The organism is Streptomyces piniterrae (assembly GCF_005048155.1).
In the GTDB taxonomy this organism is placed as follows: Bacteria; Actinomycetota; Actinomycetes; order Streptomycetales; family Streptomycetaceae; genus Streptomyces; species Streptomyces piniterrae.
Window position 1 is genome coordinate 12,063 of record NZ_SUMB01000002.1, and the last position, 22,097, is coordinate 34,159.

Consider the following 22,097-nt stretch of genomic DNA (forward strand, 5'->3'; position numbering starts at 1 on the left):
GCCGGGCCGCGGGCCCCGCTGGTCGGCCGCAGGCGACCTCACCGGCTCCGTACGGTGCGTCGGTCCAAGGGCCGGCACCCGCTCGCCGGGGCGGCGTCGGGCTTCGCGCCCATGACCTGGATAGGGCCCCTGCCGGTCTCGACGGACGAGTCGACCTTGTAGACGAGTGCCCCGGTCGCACACAGCCCCGTGTCCGCGCCGGCGCGCCGCCGGGATTCGACCACATACGCCGTCGTCGGCCCGGTGCGGACCACGGCCATCTTCGTACCGCTGCCGTACTCGACCGCGGTGAGCTGGACGGTGTCGCTGCCGGCCGAGGTTCGGCAGACGACCTGACTGTCGTCGGTCCAGCCGAGCTTCCAGGAGTGCCATGAGAAGTACTGCGGTCCGGCCCCGCCGACCAGGCCCATCACGTCCCAGCCACCTGCGAAGCGATGTTCGTCGTCGCCCTTGTCGAAGGCGTACAGGTCGGGCAGCCCGAAGGTGTGCGCGGTCTCATGGTCGACCAGTTTGGGTCCCCAGTGCCACATGTCCTGGCCGAAGGTGACCGCCCATTTGATGCGTTTGCCGTCGGCGACGACGCCGTCCGTGCCCGGCTGGTGCACATAGGTGGGTGTGAAGGATATGGCCGAGGCGTTCTTCGTCGGCACGAGGTACACCATGTCGTACGCGGAGAAGTCGACGTCCGCATCTGCTGCGGCCACGGTGTCCTTGATGTACGCCTCGTGTGTGTCATGGCTGAAGCCGCGGTCGAAGTGGTAGTCCATGGAGTTGTGGGGCATCCGCACTCAGCGCTGGTGCTGGGTGATGGCAAGCCACGCCTTGCCGTACGACGCCTGCCACACCCATTCCGCACTCGGCGTGATCTGGTCTGCGTCGTCGGCGGGGGACTCGGTGGCGGGCGTCCGGGACGTCCACGAAGATCATGCCGACCTTGTGCACGAAGATCATGCCGACCTTGTGAGGGAAGCCTGTGCGTACGGCATCCCGACAAGAACCAGTAACACGCTGGCGAGCAGCGACGACAGCAGCAGCACACGCCGCTCGCGGGCAGTACGCGTTCTCATGGCGCGGGAACCTCCACATGGACAGGGCGCGATACTTCGGATGAGACTGAGGGGCGCGAGCTCATTCGGGCCGGCCCCGAACCGTTCAGCGGATGCCGCGGATCCGGAACCCGCCCACCAGCGCGGTGATGCTCACTACCGAGACGGCCAGCAGGTAGTAGCTCGGTGAGATCTGCGAGCCGGTTGCCGTGACCAGGGCCGTGGCGATGGTGGGGGTGAAGCCGCCGAAGAGGGCGACCGTCGTGTTGTAGCTGAACGCCAGCCCGGTCGCGCGGGCTCCTGTCGGGAAGGCGTCGGACATCACCGACGGCAGTGCACCGAAGTAGGCGGCCTTCAACAGTCCGAGGACGGTCATACACAGCGCCAGAGTCAGGAAGGACGGCGCTCGAGTGAGCCAGATGAACAGCGGGACGGCGCTGAGACCGATCAGGGCCGCCGCGGGAATCATGATCCTCAACCGTCCGAACCGGTCGGCGAGAAGGCCCACCACCGGGGTTCCGAGGGTCAGGATGACGCCCGTGATGAGCAGCGCGGTGAAGGACAGCGACTCATCCAGGCCGAGCTCCTTGATCCCGAAGGTGGGCAGGTACTGCAGGGAGTAATTGAGCGCGGTGGAGACCACCAGCGCCCCGCCGGCGATCAGTACGCCGCCCCAGTGGTGGCGGAACACCGAACGGATCGGGGAGGACTTCTCCGCGTCTTGGTCTGTCCCGAAGCCGGAGGCGACCGTCGGCTCCTGGGCCGCCGTCTCCTCGGCCATCGCGGGTGACTCCTCGACATAGCGGCGTATGAGGTATCCGACGGGCCCGACGAGCAGGCCGAAGACGAAGGGGACCCGCCAGCCCCAGGCCGTCATCTGGGCGTCGGACAGCGTCGCGGTCAGAGCCGTGGCGAACGCGGAGGCCGTCAGGGTGGCGAGCCCCTGGCTGGCGAACTGGAAACTGCCGTAGAAGCCCTTGCGCCGGTTGTTCTGCTCGACCAGGAAGGACGTCGCGGCGCCGAACTCGCCACCGGCCGCGAACCCCTGGATCAGCCGCGCGAGCACGATTCCCAGTGGTGCGACGGGGCCGAGCGTCGCATAGCCGGGCATGGCCGCCATCAGCAGGGTGCCGAGGACCATCAGCCGGATCGACAGCATCAGCGCGTTCTTGCGCCCCCGCCGGTCCGCGTACGAGCCGAGCAGCAGGCCGCCGATAGGACGCACCAGGTAGGTGATCCCGAACACCGCGAAGGTCTGGATCAGTTGGACGCCCGGGTCGTCGTCGGGGAAGAAGGTCTTGCCGATGTATGCCGCCATCAGCGCGTACAGGGCGAGGTCGAAGAACTCGAGGGCGTTGCCGATGGTGGCCGCCGCTATCGCGCGGGTGGCGGAGGCCCGTCTGGGCGTCGTCGTCGGGGAGTTCTCCGGTGGGGGCGGCTGGGTCGGCTGGGCGGAGACGTCGGTCATCGGGGGTCCTTCCGGCAGGCGCTGGCCGACGGTCGTCAGGCCGAGCGGGGGACGGGGAGCGGGGGGTGGACCTGGGCGCGTGCGGGGAGCGGGTGGTCGGCCGAGGGGTGGCCGAGGGCGTGGAAGAGCGCGGCCGCCAGCACGATGCCCTGGCGGGCGATGGTGCCGAGCAGGTGCTCGTCGGGTGCGTGCTGGAGGCAGCCGGGGTACGAGTGCGGCAGCCACAAGGTGGGCAGGCCGAGGATGTCGGTGAAGACGTGGTGGGGCAGGGAGCCGCCGATGTTGGGCAGGACGGCGACGGGCTCGCCCGTGACCTGTTCCAGCGTCGTCCTGGCCCAGCGAACCCACGGGTCGTCGAGGGGCGTGCGGCTGGCGGGGAAACTGCGCAGGACGGTGACGTCGACCATCGGGTAGCCGTGCGCGGCGAGGTGCCCGGCGACCGCCTCCGGCACCCGGTCCACGTCGGTACCCGCTACGTACCGCAGCTGCAGCACGGCTCGGGCCCGGCCGGGGATCGCGTTCACCGGGTGGTCGATGTCGGCCGACCCGAGCGCCAGGACCTCAAGGGTGTTCCAGCCGTAGAGCCGCTCGGCGGCGGTCAGCCCACTCTCCCCCCACCCCTCGTCCGGGGCCGGATCACCGGGGCTGCCGGCGACCGTGACGCCGGCCAGCGCCGCACGCACCGAATCCGGGAGCTCGGGCGGCAGCAGCGCGGGGACCTGGATGCGGCCGTGCCCGTCGACCAGGCTGGCGATGGCACCGGCCAGGGTGGTGGCGGGATTGCGCAGGACGCCGCCCCAGTTGCCGGAGTGGTAAGAGTCCGGGCGCAGATCGACGTCGAGCCGGAGCCTGACGCCCCCGCGCGCCCCCAGGAACAGCGTCGGCGCGGCCGCGTCCAGGCGCGGCCCGTCCGAGGCGATCAGGACGTCGGCCCGCAGCAGGTCGCGGTGTGCGGCGGCGAAGGCGGCCAGCCCCGGCGAGCCGATTTCCTCACCGGTCTCGAACAGAAAGGTCAGGTTGAAGCCGAGCGCTCCCTGTTCGTCCAGCAGCAGCCGCAGCGCCGCGAGGTTGACCAGGTGCTGCCCCTTGTTGTCGGCCGACCCGCGGCCGTACCACCGGTCACCGTCGGCCGTCAGGACCCACGGGTCACGGCCGTCGCTCCACTGCCCGGCATGGCCGTCGACCACATCGGCGTGGCCGTAGCAGAGCAACGTCGGGAGTTCCGGGGACTCCATGCGGGTGCCGACGAGAAACGGCCCGCCGGAGGAATCCGGATTGGCGTACTCGGCGACGGAGCAACCGAGTTGGGTCAGCGCGGGGACGAGGACCTCATCCAGGTATGCCTTAACGGCAACGTAACCTTCGGGGCGGGAACTCTCGGTGGGGTAGCCGACCATGGTGCTCAGCTCGGCGAAGAAGGCGCCCGAGTCGATGTACTCCTCGGCCCGTCGAATCAGGTTTGCGGGAATCACTAGGGCTGCTCCCGGGTGTGGCGCAGATACGGGTCCACGTGCATATGCCGTGTTGGCTCAGCAGCGTAAGGGCGCTTCCCGGGCCTGACTATTGCCGTTTATGCTCGTCCGGATTCTCATTTCGGGAAACCGGCGCAGGCTTCAGGCGCGACACCACCGGCAGGCGCCCCGACCCATGGAGGTCCGATGGAGGTCCCCTGCACCTCATGGTGGGAGGTCCCATGCAGCTCATGCCGGTGAGCCTCGCCTACTTCCTCGAAGTGGCCCGGACGGGGGCGGTGACCGAGGCCGCCCAGAATCTGCGGGTCGCCCCCTCGGCGGTCAGCAGACAGATCGCCAAGCTCGAATCCGGGATCGGTGTCGCGCTGTTCGCCCGGCATCCGCGCGGGATGACCCTGACCGACGCCGGATCACGGCTGATGGCCCATGCCCGCCGTACCGAGGCCGAGTCCTCCGCGCTGGTCACCGAGCTGCGGACCGGCAGCGGCGCCGATGTCCGCAACGTCACCGTGGCCTGCTCGGAAGGCTTCGCACGCCGTCTCGTCCCGCATGCGATGGCGGTCTTCCGGCAGGACCACCCGGACGTCACGTTCCGCCTCGACCGCGTACCCCACCAGGAGGCGACCCGCCGGGTGGCCGAGGGCATCGCCGACATCGCGGTCACCTACGCCATGGATCGACAGCACGACGTGCGGGTGGAATGCTCCGTCGTCGTGCCGATGGCGGCCATCGTCCCGCCCGGACATCAACTGGCCGGCCGCGAACGCGCCGGCCTGGCAGAACTGTGCGAGTACCCCCTCGCCCTGCCCCCGACCGGCACCACCCACCGCGACCTCTTCGACATCGGGGTCCACATGGAGGGCCTGACCGCCCGCCCGGCGCTGGTCTGCGACGCCCTGGCCCCGAAGTACGAATTCGTCCGCTCCGGCGGCGGCATCGCGCTCGTCGGCGACTTGGGCGACCCACATCCGGACCCCTCCACCGAAGGGTTCGCCTCCGTACCTCTCGACCACCCGGTCTTCCGCCGCCGCGAAGCCCAGGTCCAGACGATGCTCGGCCGACGACTGCCTTGGGCGGCCACACAATTCACCACGCTGCTGGTGTCGCTGCTGCGCCCGCGGGCGACGAATCTCTGACCTGCACGGTGCGGAGGGAAGAGCCCGCAGCCTCCGGGCGCCGCAGAACCTGTCCGAGACCTGGTCCCGAGCAGAGCGACGGAAAACCCGATGGACGCGATAACCGTGGACGTTCTCACTTCACGCAGGTCACGATCATCCACACGTGCAACCATCCGCGAGAGCAGCCACCGTATTCACAACCCGTTCACCAGCGACAAGCTGGCCGCTTTGGGGAGGGCACTCAGCCTGGCGCCGGTGCGGCAGGCACGATAGACCTGCTGGAACGTAGCCTGCGACCAGGCGGGACGATGCTGATCGGCGAGCCGTACTGGCGCCATGAACCCCCGGACCAGGACACCGTCGAAGCCTGCCACGCCCGCGACAAAGACGACTTCCTGCCGCTACCGACGCTGATCGAGCGGTTCGGCGAACTCGGCTACGACCTGGTGGAAATGGTGCTCGCCGATCAGGACAGCTGGGACCGGTACAGGGCGGCGCAGTGGCTGAACATCCGCCGCTGGCTCGACCGCAATCCCGACGACGAACTGGCCGCCGAGATGCGAGCCCAACTCTCCACGGACCCCGCCCGCTACGTCAGGTACGAGCGCGAATACCTCGGCTGGGGAGTCTTCGCGCTGATGAGACGCTGACCTTACCCATCAGGGTGGGTCCCGCAGCCCGGCTGAAGGACCCACCGCTTGCTCGGCGGATCGCTGCATGGGGCCGAGGCGCGCGTAATCACGCTGCTCAGTGCACCACCTAGGACACCCCTCCTTGTCACGACGGACCGTCCCGCAGAGCTGGGGCCGCACCAAGGCTGCATCGGCCAGTCACGCGAGCGACGGCCACCGATCGGCGGCCCACTCCAGCCATCCCGACCACCCCGGAGGCGGATCCGCCACCCCACATTCATCCATTTCCGCGGCGTCGGGCTCCTCGAACAGCGTCCTCCAGTGCAAGAGGTCCGCTTCGCTCATCGGGAAGGTCTGATCCGGGGTGGTCGACTGGCGATGGGCGATCCGAGTTCGTTGGGTCTCATGGCCCACCGGCACGTAGACAAGGCGGCAGGACGCCCCGGCAGACTCCACCAACCAGCGGACCGCGGACCTCTCGTCGCGAGACCAGCATCCGAAATCCAGGACCACACTGGTGCCAAGTCTCAGCGCCTCCAGACCAAGCCAGAGCAGCCGTCCTTCCAGCACGTCGCGCTTTCCCTCCGCGTCCGGCTCGCCGAACAGCGGAATCATCCACTCGTCCGGCGTCAGCCGCAGCGCGCTGTGCTCCTTGGCCGGGGCGGGCTGCTACGCGGCGGGGCAGTGTGATGACGTCCGCTGCCTGACCGGGCACGGTACTCGTGAAGGTGCGGCCGGAGGACATGCCCTCCGGCCGCACCTTCACCTCCACCGGGCCCCGGCAGTAGCGGGACACCCGACAACAGTTACGACAACTCAGCTACCGATCGGCTTCGAGCCCGCGAGGTCATACCAGGTGCCGCCGCGGCCGTCGTCCTCGATGTCGATGTAGATGCGGCCGTCACCGGTCAAGTGGGGGTCCCGACCCAGGGCGTACGGGCTGGCGCAGTTGGCGTTCGTGTCGCCGGCGTTGACCGCCTTGGTGTAGTCGCAGCGCCTGCTGGTGATGACGTGGTCATCCCTCTCAAGCCGGGTCTCGATGATGAAGGCGTCGACCTTGCGCCAGCCTCCACCGTCCATGACGCGGCCATAGCCCCGCGCCCGGTACTTCCCGTTGCTCCCGCCGCTCCCATTGACGCAGAACTCATACTCGACGTCGATGTTCTCGCCGGGTGTGTCGAACTCCCGCATCCAGTGGTGCCCGCTGCAACGCTCTTCGGCCTGGGCCTGGGGCCCGGCGGTTACGGCTCCCCCTACAGCCAGGCAAAGGGTCGCCCCTATGGTCGTGAAGCGCCTGAGCTGACGTGACAAGTCCTACCCCCATGGTCGTTGTGGGCCTCATTGCTCCGGTTCGAGCAGTAAGGCGTACGAGGCTAGTGGATCATGAGAAAGCACATTCAAGGTCTTAGCTTTCCGGTCTGGCAGTGCGGGCCGGCAACGGCGCAATCCGCGCCAAGTGAGTGCCTGCCGGCCCCAGTCCCAGACTCAGTCCCAGCCCCAGCGCCGCTCCGAGCGCGCTGGCCGCCGGGCACCGATTTCCTCTGCAATATCCGGAGACCGCTGACGCTGCGGCCGGCCACGGGGAGACGGGCGACAGCTGCGATACGACTATTCGCGGCCGGGGGTGACGCCTGCACTCACCTCGCATACCTGCGGCAAGGCGGGGGAGGGAGCGCGTGCACTATCCAACCAGCCTGCCTGGAGGTCGAGTTGAGGCGCTCCGCCCTCGTCGTGTCCGGCGTACTCGCGGTGCTCGCGCTGACCGCAGCGCCCCCGCTCACCACCCCGGCCTCGGCCCTGCCCGGCAAGGTCTGTTTCTGGTCCGAACCAGGAGAGATGGGTGCGGGAGGCGCATGGTGCTACGACCCCGCGGCCGGCGGGTTCGCCGTGCCCGCGGACCACGTGCACCGGCACGCCAAGTCGTTCAGCTCGCAGGTCAATAGCACCGTCTACGCCCTCCACTTCCCCAGCCAGGGGCCCTGCCTCCAGCGCAGGATCTACGGCGGCGACTACTCCGAGAACTGGGAGTGGTGGGACAAGCTCGACGCTGTCGACACCCGTCAGCACCCCGATTGCGAGCCAGGGTGAGCAGCACCGCAGGGCGCCCGCGCGCCGCCGTGTTCAAGCGACCCAACCGGTGCGCATCTGGCAGCGATTTCGGCGTTGCCACAGGAACCAGTGGGCGCGCAGCCCCGGCCCTTACATTCCGCCCGCCGGGCAGGAGCTGATCAAGCCCGGACGGTCGGTCGATGGCTGGCGAACTCTTGGGCCCACACCCACACCGTCAGGCGACGATGACGATCGGGAGTTGTGGGTGGCTTGGTGCGCGTGGCGCCGGCGCCAGGTGGCAACGCGGCCTCGTTCGGAGGCTGTGCAACGGGCTCGCATGGAAGCCAAGGTGCGGTCGGACTCTGCCTGCTTGGGGAAGTGGATCAGCTGCGCTCCTGGGGGCGCGGTGTCCCAACATCTGGGCCGCCGCCCGCGGTTGACACTTTTCGAACTGGAGTTACTGACCATTAAACATATCCGGAGTGTGGCATTAGTCACACTCAAGAGATGTCTTTGCAGGTCAGGGAACTGTCAGCAACTGATCGATCACTTTCTGCTGATTGTGTGTGTGCGGCGATTAACGCCGGGCGGTGCTCTCGTCGGTGAGAGGGGCAAGAACGCAAGCTCTGCCCCACCCGCAAAGAAGCGGGCGGGAGCACCCATCACGAAGGGAGAGCCCGTGAGGCATTCATGGCCCCGGTACGCGCTGGCACTGCTCGGCGTCTACCGGTTGACCGCCGCCGGACTCGACGCCTTTGCATGGCGCGTGGTCCGCACAGCCTCGCAGGCCGGCGCGGAGTTCCGCTCCGCCATCCGCATCACCGCGGTGCCTGTTCAGCGAGACTCTCACAGCAGCACGCCCGATCGCCGCATCCGGCCAAGGACTGGCGGCCTGCCCAGGCCGCACCCTCCAGGAGCGCGCGGCTGCGGGGAGGCCTGGTGAACGAGCATTCCCCGGACGTGGTGAGCCCAACGGACCTGCCCGTGGCCTTCGAAGTCTTCTTCCACCGCGAGCAGAAAGCTTTCCTGGCCACCGCCACCTCCCGGCTCAGGGACCGCAGGGACGCGGAGGAAGCCGTCCTCGAAGCCGGACGGCGTATGTACAACAAATGGGAGCGCATCCTCGCCCACGCCAACCCGAAGGCCATGACCCACGCCATCCTCAACGGCGTGGTCATCGACTTCTACCGCCGTGAGGTCCGCAACAGGCACGTCCAGCCGTTCGCGGAACCGCCGGACACCGCCTACCTGGAGGAGCTGCGTGAACATGAGGCACTCGATTTGGCGTTGGACGAATTGGAGTCCGTGGCTCCCCTCCAGGCGAATTCGGTACGCCTGCGGCACCTCGTGGGACTGTCCTACGACCAAATTGCCGAGACCCTCGATACCACTCCGGGCGCCGTCAAAGTCAGCACCTGCCTTGGCCTGCAACGACTCAAAGAAATTATGACAGCCTCTCAGCAAGGCGAAGGGGACACGTGATGCTCGAAGACCTCTTGCGGCACCAGGCCGAAGCGCTGGCCCGTGAACTCGCCGACCATGACCCGGAAGCCTTCACCCGCCGCCTGGCCCTGCGGATCGCCGAGGGGACCGGGCGCGAACCCCAACGCGTGACCCGCGGACCGGTAAACGGCATCCGGCCCACCCCCGTCCGCCCTGCCCTCCAGCGCGGCCGCCGACGCCGCCGCCCCACCCCCATCGTCGAGCCCACGGTAGCGTCCGCCTCCGTCCTGGCGGAGGCCCAGAGACTGTGCAACGTCGTCCTGCGCTCCGAGGACATCAAGACCCTGGGAGCCTTCGCCGCGGACTACGACGCGGCCGGCGCCCGCACCTTCGCCTGCCTGCTCTACACCCTCAAAAGGACCGACGGCGCCCTGTACTGGTGGCGCTTCGCCGCCGGCGCCGGCGACGAACTCGCCGCGCATCTACTGGCCGTGCACCATGCCGCGGTCGGTCGTAGGACCGATGCGCGGGTGTGGCGGGCCATCGCGCGAATGATGGGCTTCGCCGCGGAGCGCCATCTGCCTTCCCCCGTCCGGGAATCCGCGCAACTCGCACAGGGCTTCACACGCTCGTGGGGGGTGAACCTGCAGACGTTCCTTCAGCAGAGCCAACTGCCCCGCGAGCTCGTCGCCCACTGACAACCAGTCCGGTGTCCGGGGAGCGCCATCGCGCACCGGACACCGGAAGGACGCCCCGCGCCCCGCCTCCTGGGCTCGTTTCCCGGCGTGGCTGCCGCACTCGCCCGTTCTTTGAACTGGCGGGTGTCGGAATCAGATGCCCGCCACCTCGATCCCCTTGGAGAACGAGAGATGACAGGGCATCCCGTACATACACAAATAACGAGGTGAACCATGACCGCAGGTGCTCAGTCGCCTCTGCCCGAAGGCAACAAGCCCAGGGCCGTGCGCATTCAAATCGGTAGGCACCTGGACCTCCACATCCACGTCCGGATTTCCCCGACCGCTCTGAGCGTGCTTACGGCGGCCTGCGCGGCAGCCGGCGGCGGCGCGTGGGGATTCCTGCAGCACTGAGAGTCGTCATCTCATGGGGATGGCTGGTGCCGGAGGCGCCGTCGCGGCAGTAGGGCGGTGGCCGCCGCCGGTACGACGATCGGGAAGTGCTGGCGGCGCTTCACCAGCGTCGCCCGCACCCTCATCTGCCGATGTCCGCCGTGAGCGTAGTGCGCGGCACGCTGACCACTGCGTCGTAGGCGTCCAGGGCGGGAATGGGCAGGAAGCCGTCGTCCATGCGGATGCAGGCGGGTTCCGGCAGGGCGTGGTGTTTTGCGTGCGCGCGCAGTGTGCGGATGTCCACCAGCGCTGGTGCCTCCGGCACTCCGGAGAACAGTGCCTCTACGCTGTCGGGCGCCGCCTCCGGGGCGTCGACTGCGGACTGGCGCATCCCGGCGGGGTGTGCCGGATCGGGCATGTTCCGGACGGTCCGGCCGCCGCCGCTGGTCAGTGCCACGGACACATAGTCGGTTCCGAGTTCCTGGGCGACGGCGTGCCCCATGGGGATACGGGGAAGCGGACTCCCCTCGGGGCCTGCGGTGCGCTGAATGTGAGCGTTGTGCGCGGCCACCACTATCCGGGTGCCGGGTCCGGACCGATCGAGCAGTTCCAGCAGACTATCGGCCAGATAGCGGTCGCGGGCGGCCAGATCGGCGGCATCCGGCGCGCCACTGAGCAGTTCGGACATCGCGCGCTGCATCTGGTCAGTACGCCAGGCTGCCCAGACGTCCGAAAGGGCGCGTTCGTAGGCTTGGCGTCCGCTGCGTTGGACGTAGATCTCGCGCATGGCCGTGACGCGGTTGAGCAGCCGGCCCAGCGTTGCCGAGAGCCGGTCCTGAGGCCCGGGGCCGAGGGTGAGACGGGTGTGGGCCGAGGCGAGGCCCGAGCCTCCCGCAAGCGGCTCTGCCAGATCCAGAGCGGCACGGGCATAGCGCACCGCGCCAGGATCGACTTCGGCCAGATAGGCGGCGACCGGTTCCAGCGCGGGCTCCAGCGAGCCGCCGGCCGCCGGGACGTCGAGTCCGGCGAAGCGGACCGGGTGCGGTGCCGTGGCGTTGTGGGAACGCAGCCACCGTAAGGCATCGCGACCTTCCGCGGACTGGCCCGGATAGCCGTCTGCGCGGGGCATGAACAACGTGTCGAGGTCGCCGTCGCCACCCTGCACCCAGGCATCGACGGTCCGACCGGATGCGGCCCCGAACTCCACGGCATAGACCGTGAATCCGCACTCCCGGACCAGGAAGCGCAGCACCCGTTCGCGCAGCAGCCCGAACTCACGTATCTGGTGGGAGTTCTCACCCAGAGCAACCACTCGTGCATCGCCAACGAGGCTGCGCAGTAACGCCAGTTCGTCGGAGGTGGCATCGAGACCGGGGGCAGCTAGACGGATGGAGTTACGGGTCGTCCATTCAACGAGCGTGAGCGGATGACTGGTACCCATGATCGCGACCCTAGCAGTCGGCACCCATGCCGGCTCTTCGCAGTTGAGGGTGCAGTCGGGGGTGCAGTCGGGGTGTTGGCGGGTAGGCGTCGAGGTCTTCCAGGTTGGAAGTTCCTACACTGCCCATCCGAAAGACCTCGACATGCTCCACGCTGCTCGAGTGCCGGCACCCAGCCGCGTTCACCGATCAGCGGCCAGTACTGCCGCGAGGCCCTCTTGCAGGTCCTTGACGAAAAACTCGGGGACCTCCAGCGACGGGAAGTGTCCCCCGTTTTGGGGCGAACCCCATCGGACGATCTGCCGGTAGCGCTCCTGTGCCCAGGGGCGCGGGCACTTCTCGACGTCGCGGGGATACATGGTGATTGCTGACGGGACGTCGACCCGAAGTTCGGGGTCCAGCGAGTTGTGGCTTTCGTAGTAGATGCGGGCCGATGATGCGCCGGTCCGTGTCAGCCAATAGAGAGTGACGTCGTCGAGAACCCGGTCTCTGGAAATCGTCTCGAACGGGCTGTCTTCGGTATCTGACCACTCGGCGAACTTGTCGAGGATCCAGGCAAGAAGCCCCACCGGTGAGTCGACGAGCGAGTAGCCGATGGTCTGCGGTCGGGTCGCCTGCTGCTTCGCGTACGCCGCGCGGTGGCGCCAGAAATCGCGGGTCTCCTCGGTCCACCTGCACTCGTCCGCCGTCAGCCCGTCCGTTGTCAACCCGGGCGGTCCCTCCGCGAACGTTGTGTGGATGCCGAGAACGTGCGCCGGGAACCTGCCGCCGAGGACCGTGGTGATATTGCCTCCCCAGTCGCCGCCGTGGGCTGCGAACGTGCTGTAGCCGAGCCTTTCCATCAGCTCCACCCATGCAGCCGCGACCTTTTCGGTTCCCCACCCGGTGATGGTCGGCTTGTCGCTGTAACCAAAGCCCGGTAGCGACGGGACCACGACGTGGAACGCCGGCGCGTCCGCATCTTTCGGATCTGCCAGCTCGTCCACTACATCGATGAACCGAGCAATGCTGTCTGGCCACCCGTGCGTCAAGATCAGAGGAGTGGCATCTGCGCGCGCGGATCGGCGGTGCAGGAAGTGGATTCCCAGATCATCAATGGTCGTGCGGAACTGGCCGATCCGGTTGAGGCGCTCTTCGAACGACCGCCAGTTGTACCCGGTGCGCCAGTAGTTCACGACATCGACGAGGTCGGCGAGAGGTACGCCCTGTTCCCATCGGCGAGGGCCGGGCGCGGCGCGATGGACCGTCTCGGCCTCCGGTAGTCGCGCCGCGGCCAGTCGCGCGCGCAGATCGTCGAGGTCAGCGTCAGTTGCGTGGGCTTCAAATGCTTGCACGTCGCTGGTTGGACGGGGCATGAGACCTCCTGACCATCGTGGAACCGGCTACGACCTATCGCGAACCGGCTAAGACGGTTCTAGCAGTCCTCCGAACCACGCCGCAACCGGCTAAGGTGGTTCCATGCGTGCTGGATTTCCTGACTTCCGCCTCGGCAACGTGCTGGCTACCAGCTTCACGGGGACTCTGTCGGAGCGTCATGGCAGCGCTGTGGAGCGCATTCCCACGCCGCTCCGACTCATGGACTGGCTGGCAGTGAACGGCCTCGCCGTGGACTCCTGCACCCCTGCCCAGCTCGACCTCGCTCGGGAACTGAGGGAGTCGATTCACGCCGTCGCGACAGCGGCCGCGACCCAGGACGCTCTCCCCGCGTCTGCTGTCCAAGTCATCAATGACTGCAGCGCTCAGGGTCGGGCCGCGGCGATCCTGACGCCCGAGGGTAAGCGGCGATGGCGGCTCAGCTCGGCTTCCTGCGTGGAAGATGCCCTCAGCGTGATTGCCGCCGACGCGATCAGCATCATCGCAGGCGAACGAGACGGAAAATTGGCCTTGTGTGCCTCACCCACCTGCCAAGCCGCCTTCTTCGACACCAGCCAAAGCCGCACTCGCAAATGGTGCGACATGAACACGTGCGGGAATCGTCAGAAGAAGGCGCGCTTCAATGCCAACCAGCGCAAAAATCCCAGATCGGCGGATTGATCGATACTGATCGGCGACGTTCATCGGCTCTTCGCAGTCGGGGTTGTCGGCGGGTAGGCGTGATAGCGAAACGGGAGGCGCCGCCCTGTCCGGATGGGGATCCGAAATTGTGAGACGGGCTTCAGTCGTCCGGTTCTTTCCTGAAGCAGCCAGACCTGTGCGGCAGTGCGGTGAGCCGCCGTGCCGCGGTCACCGGACAGTGGGGTGGGTGGTAAGGCCGCGTACTCCAGCAGCCCTCCAAGCTAGACCGACTCGAATGTGCCGGCGTGCGCCGTGGTCCGGTCGTCTTCCGCCGTTCGGGGCGCGGTGGGTGTTTGTGAGGGGGAGCGCTGAGCGTGGCTGTGACGGTGACTGTGGCTGCGGGGCGGTGTGGCGTGTCGGCGGACGTCGTCGATGCCTCGTCGCATGGTGGTGCGGAGCCACTTTCCGACGGGGCGTTCGATGAAGCGGTGGATGAGCCAGGCGGTGGCCAGCATGAGAGCGGTGACCGAGGCCACCAGGACCGGGGCGGGGATCTGGTCCCGGTAGTGGTCGATGAAGGTCATGCCGATGTTCAGGTGGATGAGGTAGAGCGGGTAGGTGAGCGCTCCCGCAGTGGTGAGCCACTTCCACTGGATCCGGTCGCCGGCGCCGAGCGCGATCGCGCCGATGAGGGCGAAGGCGGCGATGATGATGAAGCGGGCGGGCCAGGTCGGCAGCGCGTCCCCGGCGGCCTCGCCGAGGTTGGTGGCCAGACGGTAGTCGATGTAGCGCTGAGCGAGCAGCAGCTGCAGGATCACGATCGCCCATAGGACCGCGTTGGGCCGGTGACGACGCATCAGGTAGAAGGCGATACCCGCGATGAAGAACGGCGCGTATTGCGGCATCGCGAACTCGGTGACCAGGGGAGTCTTCAGTACCGGCGCGAGGGCGGCGGCCGCCGTCCATACCCCGCACAGGATCAGGCAGTTGCGGTAGGTGACGCCGAACAGCATGACCACAGCCATGATCAGGTAGAACTTGACCTCCACGAAGAGCGTCCAGTACACCGGATCGACGTCGGGGGTGTTGTTGCCGCCCTGCAACATGGTCAGGTTGGTGATCACCGTGCCCCAGCCGCGTGGGGAAGCCACCTCTGGCCACGCCCACGTCTTCACCACCACCGCGGTGAGCAGGATGCCGGCCCAGTAGGCGGGCAACAGGCGTGTGAGGCGGGAGACGGCGAACTCGCCCACCGTGCGGCCCCACACGCTCATACAGATCACGAAGCCGCTGATCAGAAAGAAGAACTCCACCCCGAGCCACCCGTACTGAGCCGCCTTGTGGGCGGTCGGGAAGATCGTGCCGGTGGTATGCCCCCACGGTCGGGCGAGGGCGACGTAGTGATAGAAGACCACCATCAGCGCGGCCAGCAGCCGCAGTCCGTCGAGTGCGGCCAGCCTGTTCCCCGAGCGGTGCTCGGCCATAGTGCAACCCCCAAGCGCCCTGGTCAGAAGCGCTCCGTGTCTGGAGAGGCTCACAGGCCGCAAAGAACCCGTGAGTGAGTCGTACGCCATCCGTGCTATCACCCGCAGATGAATGGCAAGCCTTATTGCCGCGCGTTGCGGTACCCCGCAGTCGGATCACGAGCGGACATCGGCATGTCGGTCCGCGCCCTCCTGGTTTTCGCGCTCTGCGTATGCCTGCCGGGCCCCGGCCTTGGCACGGGGCCCGGCAGGAGTCCATCCGCCTGGCGGGTTGGTCAGGCGAACTGCAGCCTGGTCTTCCAGGCGCTTCCACCGTAGGGGATGGGGCGGCGGTGTTTGATGATGGCCGTTCCGTTGCGCTCGGGGGAGGGGAGAATTTCGTAGGCCCAGATGGTCATCAGGTCGGCGGAGTGGTGGGGGCCGGGACGGGGGAGATCCGCGGGTGAAGGACGGGCCACGTAACGCTGCTGACCTGCGAAGCCTTGCGGCTTCCTTGAGCTGGACGCGGTGACGGCGGTTGACGTCGCACTTCCGGTTCTGCGGGGGTTGGCGCCGGCCAGCTCAAGTGTGTGGTGCTCCGTAATAGCTGGCGAGCTGTCGGTGATATTCGTCGTCCTCGATATTTATCTCCTTTTCCAGCTCCGGTGCGTCTTTGATTTCTTCTTTGGTTCGGGCCACGAAGACGATGCTGTTTTCGTGGTCGATCGAGGAGATGACTCCGGCCGGCAGGAGGACGCGCTTGCCGAGGATCCATGGCCCCGCATCGACGACCAGGAACGAGGCGCCGAATTCCTCGGAGTGCTTGTCGACCTTGCCCACCTTGCCGTCGATGGCTTCGACCTCGAAGCCGGTCAGGTCGACACCGGGGCGGTGCCCTGTGCTCTGCTGATATTCCCAGATGCTGTGGGTCATGGAAGGCCTCCTGATGCGGCGCCCGTAGCTGCGTCTGTCATTGTCTGCTGCCGGTGTGCACAGCAGAACGTGTGCGGCCCCGTATCTCCAGGCTGCGGCGCACATGGATGATCTGCATCCCAGATGGCGGTGATCCCAGTTGGCGGTGATCCCAGTTGGCGGTGCGCGCATTGGCATGGCGCTCCGTAATCGCATTCGTTGGAGGTCGGAATTGCCATTGTGGGGAGAAAGTTCGACGAATCTGCCGCAGCCTGAGGCACGCAAGGGCGGCGGCTGTGGGTGCGGCGTACCGGAAGAGCAGCATCCCGACCGCCCGTAAGAGCAGCGCCTCGACCACTCGTAAGCGGCAGTTGCTTACGTGTCTCTGCTACTCACCAATCTCGGCCAAATCTCATATCGTCAGTTGTCAATAGAGTCGCTGGACGGGCCATTGCGTATCGTGCCGGCCGTGTCGCAGTAGCGCCACCGGCCCCAGCGCCACCGCCCCCAGGCCGCCGCAGCCAGGCACGAGCGTCCGGCCGCCGCTCTGCTCGACAATCGCTCCGGCAATCAGCCCCGGCCGGCCGGCGTTGCGTACTGCTCGCTCGTGTAATCGTCTCGTGACGGTGCAGACGGAGGTGCCGAGAGCGTCGAGGACGGGGCCGCGTCTGTGAGCGGTGCGGCTCATCGTCAGTGCTGGGAGCCGGACTGGTCCTCCCGGTGTTTTCCGCCGGGGAGGAACTCCTGGACCTTCGCCTTGAACCCTTGTCGGATCATGCCGGTGCGGTCGGTGTCGCCTTTGATGATGGCGGCGGCCGCGGCTTCGATCTGGTCGAGAGTGGCGTGTGGCGGGATCGGCGGGACGGCGGGGTCGGTGAGGAAATCGAGGACGAACGGCCGGTCGGCGTCCAGCGCCTTGGACCAGGCCTCTTCCACCTCGCCGGGCTTCTCCACCCGGATGCCGTCGAGCCCGATGGAGCGGGCGAAGTCGGCGTACCGCACGTCGGGGAGGGCCTGGGAGGCGAGGAATTGCGGAGCGCCTGCCATGGCGCGCAATTCCCAGGTGACCTGGTTGAGGTCCTGGTTGTTGAGTACCGCCACGATCAGTCGTGGGTCCTGCCACTCGTGCCAGTACTTGGCCGCGGTGATGAGTTCGGCCATGCCGTTCATCTGCATGGCACCGTCGCCGACGATTGCGATGGCGGGCCGACCGGGGTGGGCGAACTTGGCGCCGATGACGTAGGGGACACCGGGGCCCATCGTGGCGAGGGTCCCGGAGAGGGAACCGCGCATCGTGCCACGCATGCGCAGATGCCGGGCGTACCAGTTCGCGGCGGAGCCGGAGTCGGCGGTCAGGATGACGTCGTCCGGCAGGTGTGCGTCGAGGGTGTGAACGACGTACTCGGGGTTGACCGGGTCGGCTGCCACCTCGGCGCGCCGTTGCATCACCTTCCACCAGCGCGCGGTGTCCTTCTCGATCTTCTTGCGCCAGTTCCCGTGCTTCTTGCTCTTGAGCCGCGGCAGCAGCCGCTGGAGCGTCGCGCCGGCGTCGCCGACGAGGTTGACCTCGAAGGGGTAGCGCATACCGACCATGTGTGGGTCGATGTCGATCTGCACGGCGCGGGCCTGGTCGAGGTCCGGCATGAACTGGGTGTAGGGGAAGCTGGATCCGATGACAAGCAGGGTGTCGCAGTCCCGCATCAGCTCGTAGGAGGGGCGGGTGCCCAACAGGCCGATCGCCCCGGTGACGTACGGCAGGTCGTCGGGCAGAGCGTCCTTGCCGAGAAGGGCTTTGGCGACGCCGGCACCGAGAACATTGGCGAGCTCCTCAACCTCGGCACGGGCGCCACGAGCCCCCTGCCCGATAAGGACCGCGACTTTCTCTCCCGCGTTCAGGATCTCGGCCGCGTGGTCGAGGTCGCCCTCCGCGGGGACGGGGGCGTGGGAGGCGATGCCCAGGCTGGAAGGCACCATTTTGAATGCGTAGGGGACCGTCACCATCTCGCAGAAGTCGGAGGCGACGTCTTTGTAGAGGCTCTGCAGATCGACCTCCTGCTGGTACGAGCCGCCCATGGCACTGCGGTTGGTCTGCCCGACGATGGCCACGACAGGTACGTGGTCGAGCTTTGCGTCGTAGAGGCCGTTGAGCAGATGGATCGCGCCGGGGCCTGATGTCGCCGCGCAGACACCGACCCGGCCCGAGAACTTGGCGTAGCCGACGGCCTGGAAGGCGGACATCTCCTCGTGACGCGCCTGAATGAACTGAGGCTTGTTGTCGGCGCGTTCCCAGGCGGCGAGCAGGCCGTTGATGCCGTCGCCCGGGTAGCCGAAGACATGCTCGACGCCCCAGTCGCACAGCCGCTGGAGAATGTGGTCAGAGACCTTGAACGACATCTTGGATTCCTCATTTCCTTTCGGTCGTGCACGGGGCAGCGGAACAGGGGAACAGGGGAACAGTGGGAGAGCGGAACAGCGGAACAGCGGAAAAGTGGCAGAGCGGGATGCTTGGGCGTCGGATGCGTCTGTCTGCACCGTCGGAAGAGTGCTGTGTGTCGAGCCTTCAGGCGCGAACTGGAGCTTGCTGCAGGGCAGTTGCTGACGTCGAGGTCGACTCGCCTGGCCGGGTGAGCGGCTAATTGTCGCAGGCGCAGGGCGATTCGCAGTCTCGTCCACGTCTCGCACGCCCACGGGCATGCTCCTGTTCGCCGATGCGGGGGATGTGGTGCAGAGGCGGTCTGAGTGGGAGCGATTTTCTTGCCATGCGGGCCCATTCACCCATTCATCTACCTAGGCAGTCGGTCGGTCACCCTGGAAATCGGACACCATGGACGGGTTCCCACACCTGTCACCGTCTAACGCGCGCGGGGCCATTAATGCGCCAGATGCCTGCGCCAGATGCCTCATCGGTCCAGGTCGCGTGGCCTGTGCCGCGATGAGAAAGGCGCCATCCCAAAACATCATCGAGTAAGAGGCATGCGAGTGCGGTGTGGCGCGCCACACCTGTTCCGGAACTCACTCGGCGCGCCTACCCACAGTAAGAAGAATTAGACGAAGATGTTATGCGGGAAGTCACCCCTCGTTTTGCCCTGGTGGACGCGAACGAGAAGCATTATTGATCGATATGCGAACTTCTTGTGGACGTGCGACACTTAATTGATAGACGCTCCACGATCTCCCGTTAGGGATGAGCATCATGAGTAGGAAGTCCGAGGCGCAAGAGGCCCGCGAGCAGGCCGAGGCGAAGTTGCGCGAGGAGAGGGAAAAGGCAGCACAGCGCTCCAGCCGCACTGCCCGTGCCGACGAGGAATGGAAGGAGAAGTTGCGCCAGCAGCAGGAAGAGCAGGACCGGCGTGACATCTTCGACGAGAATTACGACGTTTGACGTCAATAACGGCGTCAGGCGTTTGAGGCTGTGATAGCTGCGATTGCTGCGAGTGCTCACCGAGAGGACTCAGCGCGGCTGGCCCGTCGGCCCGCCGCGCTGATCCGGCGAGCAGGCGGCTTTATTCGGCGAGCAGGCGGTGGAAGAAGGACCTGTAGTGACGCAAGGCCATACGAAGGCCTTCGGTATCCACCTGCTCGCCGCGACTCCACTGGTCTTCCAGCGCCTGCTTGTGGTCGGCGAATGTCGTGGCAAGCGTCTGCATTACCTCCGCGACCAATGCGTCGGCGCTCTGCACCGCTTCGCGCGGGTCGTCCACGAACCTGTTCTGGATCTCCTGCCAGCGGTTACGGAATCCGTCGGCATCCTCCGCCGAAAGAACCTGCGGCGCCTCCTCCTCAACTGCGCCCGCGTCCTCGGGCGCGGACCGTGCGGTTTCCGCTTGTGTGGATGTGGATTCACCTTGTATGGACGTGGACTCACCGGGGAAGATTGGAGCTTCAGCGCGTGCGGTCAGGCGGGGACGTGCCGTGTCTGACCGCCGTCGGAGAGCAGTTCGTCGAACAGGGTCCGGTAGTGCACCATCGCTCCGCGCAGCTGCTCAGTGGTGGCCTTGTGCTGCGTTCCGAGAGTGTCGACCTCGTGGGCGGCGCGGTAGTGCTCGAGTGTGCGGCTGTGCTCGACGGAAAGGTCCCTGAGCTGCTGCTCAAAGCCTTCGGTCGGATAGCCCCTCTCATGCATCAGCGACGTCACCAGACGGTCCGCGTCATGCACGGCTTCTTCCGGGCGGTCGACGAACTCGTCCTGCACTCCGGCCCAGTCGTGGCTGTAGCGTTCACGGCTGCTGCTCGGCAAGGGCTTGATGTCCAGCGAGTCATGGCGCCTTTCGCGTGCTCTCAGCTCACGCTCGCCGGCCATACGACTGTCGGCGTCCTCCACTGTGCGTTCGTACTCAGGCCCGAAGCGTTCACGCAGACGGCGACGTCGGCCCATGAATAGCGGAGTCGTGACGGCGAGCAGAGCACCTCATTAAAAAGGCTCCGCTCTCAGTCTAGAACTCCGTCCCCGAGGCCGACCTGGCCGTGGGGTCAGGAGAACAGGCAGGTCACAGCGCCGACACCGCTTCAGCACCGGGGGCTACAGGCCGAGGCTGTCGTGCAGGTTGGCGCCGGAGATGCTCAGCGACACGGGCAGTCCGTTCCGGCGGTCAAGACTTCGCGACGGCGGTCTTCTTGGGTTGGCTGGGCACGGTCTTGGCCTTGTCGAGGTGCCCGTACACCGTCGGCCGCGGCACTCCGTACGTCACGCGACGCCGATGACGTACGGTGCCGACCACCGCCCGGTCACCGGAGCGGCTGAGAATGCCTCTACGATCCGGTTGATCACCGAACCGGGGAGGGGACATGACCGAGGGCCGGGGAACGGACGCGGTCGCCGAGAGACCCGTGGAGCTGGCCTACCGGCCGACCATCGACGACTTGGCGTCCGCGCTGCGTGCACGCGCGAGGAGCACCGGCGTGGGACGCTTTCAGCGCCGGGCGCTGGTCTGGACGGTGGCGGTCACGGCCGTCGGTGCCCTGCTGTCGGCGGCCGGCTCCGGTCGCCATGACACACCGTGGCAGCTGTATGCGGGGGTGGTGGTCTTCGCCGCCTTCATCACTGCACTGCCGTGGTTGCAGGCGCGCCACATCCACCGGCTCGCCGAACGGCAGGGGGACATCCGCGGGACGGTCGACGACACCGGGGTCCGGCTCACCACCGCGCACAGTTCGACCAGCCTCGACTGGCACCTCTACCCGCGTTATGCCGAGACCCCGGAGCTGTTCGTGCTTCTCAGCGCCGACAAGTCCGCCGTCGGCCTCGTCGTCCTGCCCAAGCGGGCCGTGGCGGACCCGGAGGAGGTGGACCGGCTGCGGGCGGTCCTCGACCGGCGGCTCGTGCGCGCGGACGCCGTCGAGGCGCCCGGAACACCACGGAGCCGGGGTCGGGCCGTCGGCCGAGGGGCCGGCTCCGTCGGACTGTTGCTGCTCGGGCTGCTGCTGTTCTTCTTCGCCTTCGCCGCCGTCCACCGGGCCGCGCAGCCGGACCGTTTTCCCGGAATCCAGAACAACACCGCCCCGCTATCGGCCGTCATGCTGGGGCTGGGGGCGCTTGCGGTCGCCGGGGCTTGGTGGCTCGTACGGCGGATGACTGCCATGCGGACCGTGACCGCGGTGCTCGCCGTCCTTGTCCTGCTGGCCGGTGGCGCCGCCCTGTACCGCGTTGGGCCGATGCTCCACTGCTGGGGCTCGGACCGGATCGCCCGCGGGCCCGAGGGCGCCTACGTCTGCTACGACTTCTGAGCGGGACACGGGTCTCCGAGGGGGCCCGGGGATCATCTGTCCGCGTGGCCCTCGTTTGCGGCTGGTGACCCCGTTGCCGCGATGCGCAAGCGCCGCCTGCCGCCTGGGAGGCGAATCGGCGGAGGAGAAGCGCGGGCGCCAGTACGTGTACATCAGGAAGAGTTCGTGCACGTCAAGAAGAGCGTCGGCCGCTCGTCCAGCGTAGCCGCTTGCGTCTCCATGACCTGCGGGTTCACAGGAGATGAGCAGGCGTCAGGCGGCGAATG

Annotated in this window: 19 protein-coding genes and 2 pseudogenes; 8 read left to right on the plus strand and 13 right to left on the minus strand. The window is 67.2% G+C overall.

Features of this window, described 5'->3' with window-relative positions; genetic code table 11:
- Window positions 1–38 precede the first annotated feature (38 nt).
- From FCH28_RS04400 to FCH28_RS04410, 3 genes are all read right to left on the minus strand, one after another.
- Window positions 39–782, minus strand: coding sequence for a metallopeptidase domain-containing protein (locus tag FCH28_RS04400; RefSeq protein ID WP_246102385.1), 744 nt, complete (start codon window positions 780–782; stop codon window positions 39–41).
- Between the two features lie 370 nt (window positions 783–1,152).
- Window positions 1,153–2,514: an MFS transporter gene (locus tag FCH28_RS04405; protein WP_136738389.1), complete on the minus strand. Its 1,362-nt coding sequence runs from the start codon at window positions 2,512–2,514 to the stop codon at window positions 1,153–1,155.
- Window positions 2,515–2,549: 35 nt separating this feature from the next.
- On the minus strand, window positions 2,550–3,986 hold the full coding sequence (locus FCH28_RS04410; RefSeq protein WP_136738390.1) for a M20 family metallopeptidase: 1,437 nt from the start codon (window positions 3,984–3,986) through the stop codon (window positions 2,550–2,552).
- 221 nt (window positions 3,987–4,207) lie between these two features.
- On the opposite strand from FCH28_RS04410, the gene FCH28_RS04415 reads away from it, so the two are divergent.
- Together FCH28_RS04415 and FCH28_RS04420 are read left to right on the plus strand one after the other, a co-directional pair.
- Window positions 4,208–5,122, plus strand: a complete 915-nt coding sequence (locus FCH28_RS04415; protein WP_136738392.1) for a LysR family transcriptional regulator — start codon at window positions 4,208–4,210, stop codon at window positions 5,120–5,122.
- Between the two features lie 230 nt (window positions 5,123–5,352).
- A pseudogene (locus tag FCH28_RS04420) lies at window positions 5,353–5,754 on the plus strand (SAM-dependent methyltransferase); the annotation flags it as partial.
- Between the two features lie 180 nt (window positions 5,755–5,934).
- Here the strand turns inward: FCH28_RS04420 and FCH28_RS04425 are convergent.
- Window positions 5,935–6,393: pseudogene (locus FCH28_RS04425) on the minus strand (P-loop nucleotide/nucleoside kinase family protein); the annotation flags it as partial.
- 159 nt (window positions 6,394–6,552) lie between these two features.
- Window positions 6,553–6,927, minus strand: coding sequence for a hypothetical protein (locus tag FCH28_RS04430; protein WP_136738394.1), 375 nt, complete (start codon window positions 6,925–6,927; stop codon window positions 6,553–6,555).
- A 519-nt stretch (window positions 6,928–7,446) separates the two neighbouring features.
- Here FCH28_RS04430 and FCH28_RS04435 point away from each other — a divergent pair.
- The 3 genes from FCH28_RS04435 to FCH28_RS04445 all read left to right on the plus strand — a co-directional run bounded on the left by FCH28_RS04435 (window position 7,447) and on the right by FCH28_RS04445 (window position 9,926).
- Entirely contained in the window at window positions 7,447–7,824 is a 378-nt protein-coding gene (locus FCH28_RS04435) for a hypothetical protein (protein WP_136738395.1), read from the plus strand.
- A gap of 900 nt (window positions 7,825–8,724) precedes the next feature.
- Window positions 8,725–9,267, plus strand: coding sequence for an RNA polymerase sigma factor (locus FCH28_RS04440; protein ID WP_169314050.1), 543 nt, complete (start codon window positions 8,725–8,727; stop codon window positions 9,265–9,267).
- A complete protein-coding gene (locus FCH28_RS04445) occupies window positions 9,267–9,926 on the plus strand; it encodes a hypothetical protein (RefSeq protein WP_246102386.1) in 660 nt (219 codons plus the stop codon). The genes FCH28_RS04440 and FCH28_RS04445 overlap by 1 nt, the downstream gene beginning before the upstream one ends.
- A 514-nt stretch (window positions 9,927–10,440) precedes the next feature.
- On the opposite strand, the gene FCH28_RS04450 is transcribed toward FCH28_RS04445, so the two are convergent.
- The gene (locus FCH28_RS04450) at window positions 10,441–11,739 is read right to left on the minus strand and encodes an erythromycin esterase family protein (RefSeq protein WP_136738398.1); all 1,299 of its coding nucleotides are present in this window, start codon (window positions 11,737–11,739) and stop codon (window positions 10,441–10,443) included.
- 180 nt (window positions 11,740–11,919) lie between these two features.
- Window positions 11,920–13,092, minus strand: a complete 1,173-nt coding sequence (locus FCH28_RS04455; protein ID WP_136738400.1) for an epoxide hydrolase family protein — start codon at window positions 13,090–13,092, stop codon at window positions 11,920–11,922.
- A 103-nt stretch (window positions 13,093–13,195) separates the two neighbouring features.
- Here FCH28_RS04455 and FCH28_RS04460 point away from each other — a divergent pair, with 103 nt between their 5' ends.
- A complete protein-coding gene (locus FCH28_RS04460) occupies window positions 13,196–13,771 on the plus strand; it encodes a CGNR zinc finger domain-containing protein (protein ID WP_136738402.1) in 576 nt (191 codons plus the stop codon).
- Between the two features lie 242 nt (window positions 13,772–14,013).
- On the opposite strand, the gene FCH28_RS04465 is transcribed toward FCH28_RS04460, so the two are convergent.
- The 4 genes from FCH28_RS04465 to FCH28_RS04480 all read right to left on the minus strand — a co-directional run bounded on the left by FCH28_RS04465 (window position 14,014) and on the right by FCH28_RS04480 (window position 18,501).
- The gene (locus tag FCH28_RS04465; protein WP_136738403.1) at window positions 14,014–15,216 is read right to left on the minus strand and encodes an acyltransferase family protein; all 1,203 of its coding nucleotides are present in this window, start codon (window positions 15,214–15,216) and stop codon (window positions 14,014–14,016) included.
- 275 nt (window positions 15,217–15,491) lie between these two features.
- A complete protein-coding gene (locus FCH28_RS04470; protein ID WP_136738404.1) occupies window positions 15,492–15,674 on the minus strand; it encodes a hypothetical protein in 183 nt (60 codons plus the stop codon).
- A 103-nt stretch (window positions 15,675–15,777) separates the two neighbouring features.
- Window positions 15,778–16,128, minus strand: a complete 351-nt coding sequence (locus FCH28_RS04475; RefSeq protein ID WP_136738406.1) for a PRC-barrel domain containing protein — start codon at window positions 16,126–16,128, stop codon at window positions 15,778–15,780.
- Window positions 16,129–16,797: 669 nt separating this feature from the next.
- The gene (locus FCH28_RS04480; RefSeq protein ID WP_136738407.1) at window positions 16,798–18,501 is read right to left on the minus strand and encodes a pyruvate oxidase; all 1,704 of its coding nucleotides are present in this window, start codon (window positions 18,499–18,501) and stop codon (window positions 16,798–16,800) included.
- A gap of 799 nt (window positions 18,502–19,300) precedes the next feature.
- Here FCH28_RS04480 and FCH28_RS04485 point away from each other — a divergent pair.
- Complete coding sequence (locus FCH28_RS04485; protein ID WP_136738408.1) at window positions 19,301–19,489, plus strand: hypothetical protein; 189 nt, start codon at window positions 19,301–19,303, stop codon at window positions 19,487–19,489.
- Window positions 19,490–19,610: 121 nt separating this feature from the next.
- Here FCH28_RS04485 and FCH28_RS04490 read toward each other — a convergent pair whose 3' ends face one another.
- Window positions 19,611–19,808 carry a hypothetical protein gene (locus tag FCH28_RS04490; RefSeq protein ID WP_246102388.1) on the minus strand — a complete coding sequence of 66 codons (198 nt, stop codon included), beginning with the start codon at window positions 19,806–19,808 and terminating at the stop codon, window positions 19,611–19,613.
- Between the two features lie 194 nt (window positions 19,809–20,002).
- On the minus strand, window positions 20,003–20,482 hold the full coding sequence (locus tag FCH28_RS04495) for a hypothetical protein (RefSeq protein WP_425471876.1): 480 nt from the start codon (window positions 20,480–20,482) through the stop codon (window positions 20,003–20,005).
- A 410-nt stretch (window positions 20,483–20,892) separates the two neighbouring features.
- Between FCH28_RS04495 and FCH28_RS04505 the strand changes: the two genes are divergently transcribed.
- On the plus strand, window positions 20,893–21,831 hold the full coding sequence (locus FCH28_RS04505; protein WP_136738411.1) for a YcxB family protein: 939 nt from the start codon (window positions 20,893–20,895) through the stop codon (window positions 21,829–21,831).
- Window positions 21,832–22,097: the final 266 nt, after the last annotated feature.

Coding starts and splice junctions, on each gene's coding strand:
- FCH28_RS04400 (WP_246102385.1), bottom strand. CDS start 782: ATGCCCCACAACTCCATGGACTACCACTTCGACCGCGGCTTCAGCCAT.
- FCH28_RS04405 (WP_136738389.1), bottom strand. CDS start 2,514: ATGACCGACGTCTCCGCCCAGCCGACCCAGCCGCCCCCACCGGAGAAC.
- FCH28_RS04415 (WP_136738392.1), top strand. CDS start 4,208: ATGCAGCTCATGCCGGTGAGCCTCGCCTACTTCCTCGAAGTGGCCCGG.
- FCH28_RS04430 (WP_136738394.1), bottom strand. CDS start 6,927: ATGCGGGAGTTCGACACACCCGGCGAGAACATCGACGTCGAGTATGAG.
- FCH28_RS04445 (WP_246102386.1), top strand. CDS start 9,267: ATGCTCGAAGACCTCTTGCGGCACCAGGCCGAAGCGCTGGCCCGTGAA.
- FCH28_RS04450 (WP_136738398.1), bottom strand. CDS start 11,739: ATGGGTACCAGTCATCCGCTCACGCTCGTTGAATGGACGACCCGTAAC.
- FCH28_RS04455 (WP_136738400.1), bottom strand. CDS start 13,092: ATGCCCCGTCCAACCAGCGACGTGCAAGCATTTGAAGCCCACGCAACT.
- FCH28_RS04460 (WP_136738402.1), top strand. CDS start 13,196: ATGCGTGCTGGATTTCCTGACTTCCGCCTCGGCAACGTGCTGGCTACC.
- FCH28_RS04465 (WP_136738403.1), bottom strand. CDS start 15,216: ATGGCCGAGCACCGCTCGGGGAACAGGCTGGCCGCACTCGACGGACTG.
- FCH28_RS04475 (WP_136738406.1), bottom strand. CDS start 16,128: ATGACCCACAGCATCTGGGAATATCAGCAGAGCACAGGGCACCGCCCC.
- FCH28_RS04480 (WP_136738407.1), bottom strand. CDS start 18,501: ATGTCGTTCAAGGTCTCTGACCACATTCTCCAGCGGCTGTGCGACTGG.
- FCH28_RS04485 (WP_136738408.1), top strand. CDS start 19,301: ATGAGTAGGAAGTCCGAGGCGCAAGAGGCCCGCGAGCAGGCCGAGGCG.
- FCH28_RS04495 (WP_425471876.1), bottom strand. CDS start 20,482: ATGGGCCGACGTCGCCGTCTGCGTGAACGCTTCGGGCCTGAGTACGAA.
- FCH28_RS04505 (WP_136738411.1), top strand. CDS start 20,893: ATGACCGAGGGCCGGGGAACGGACGCGGTCGCCGAGAGACCCGTGGAG.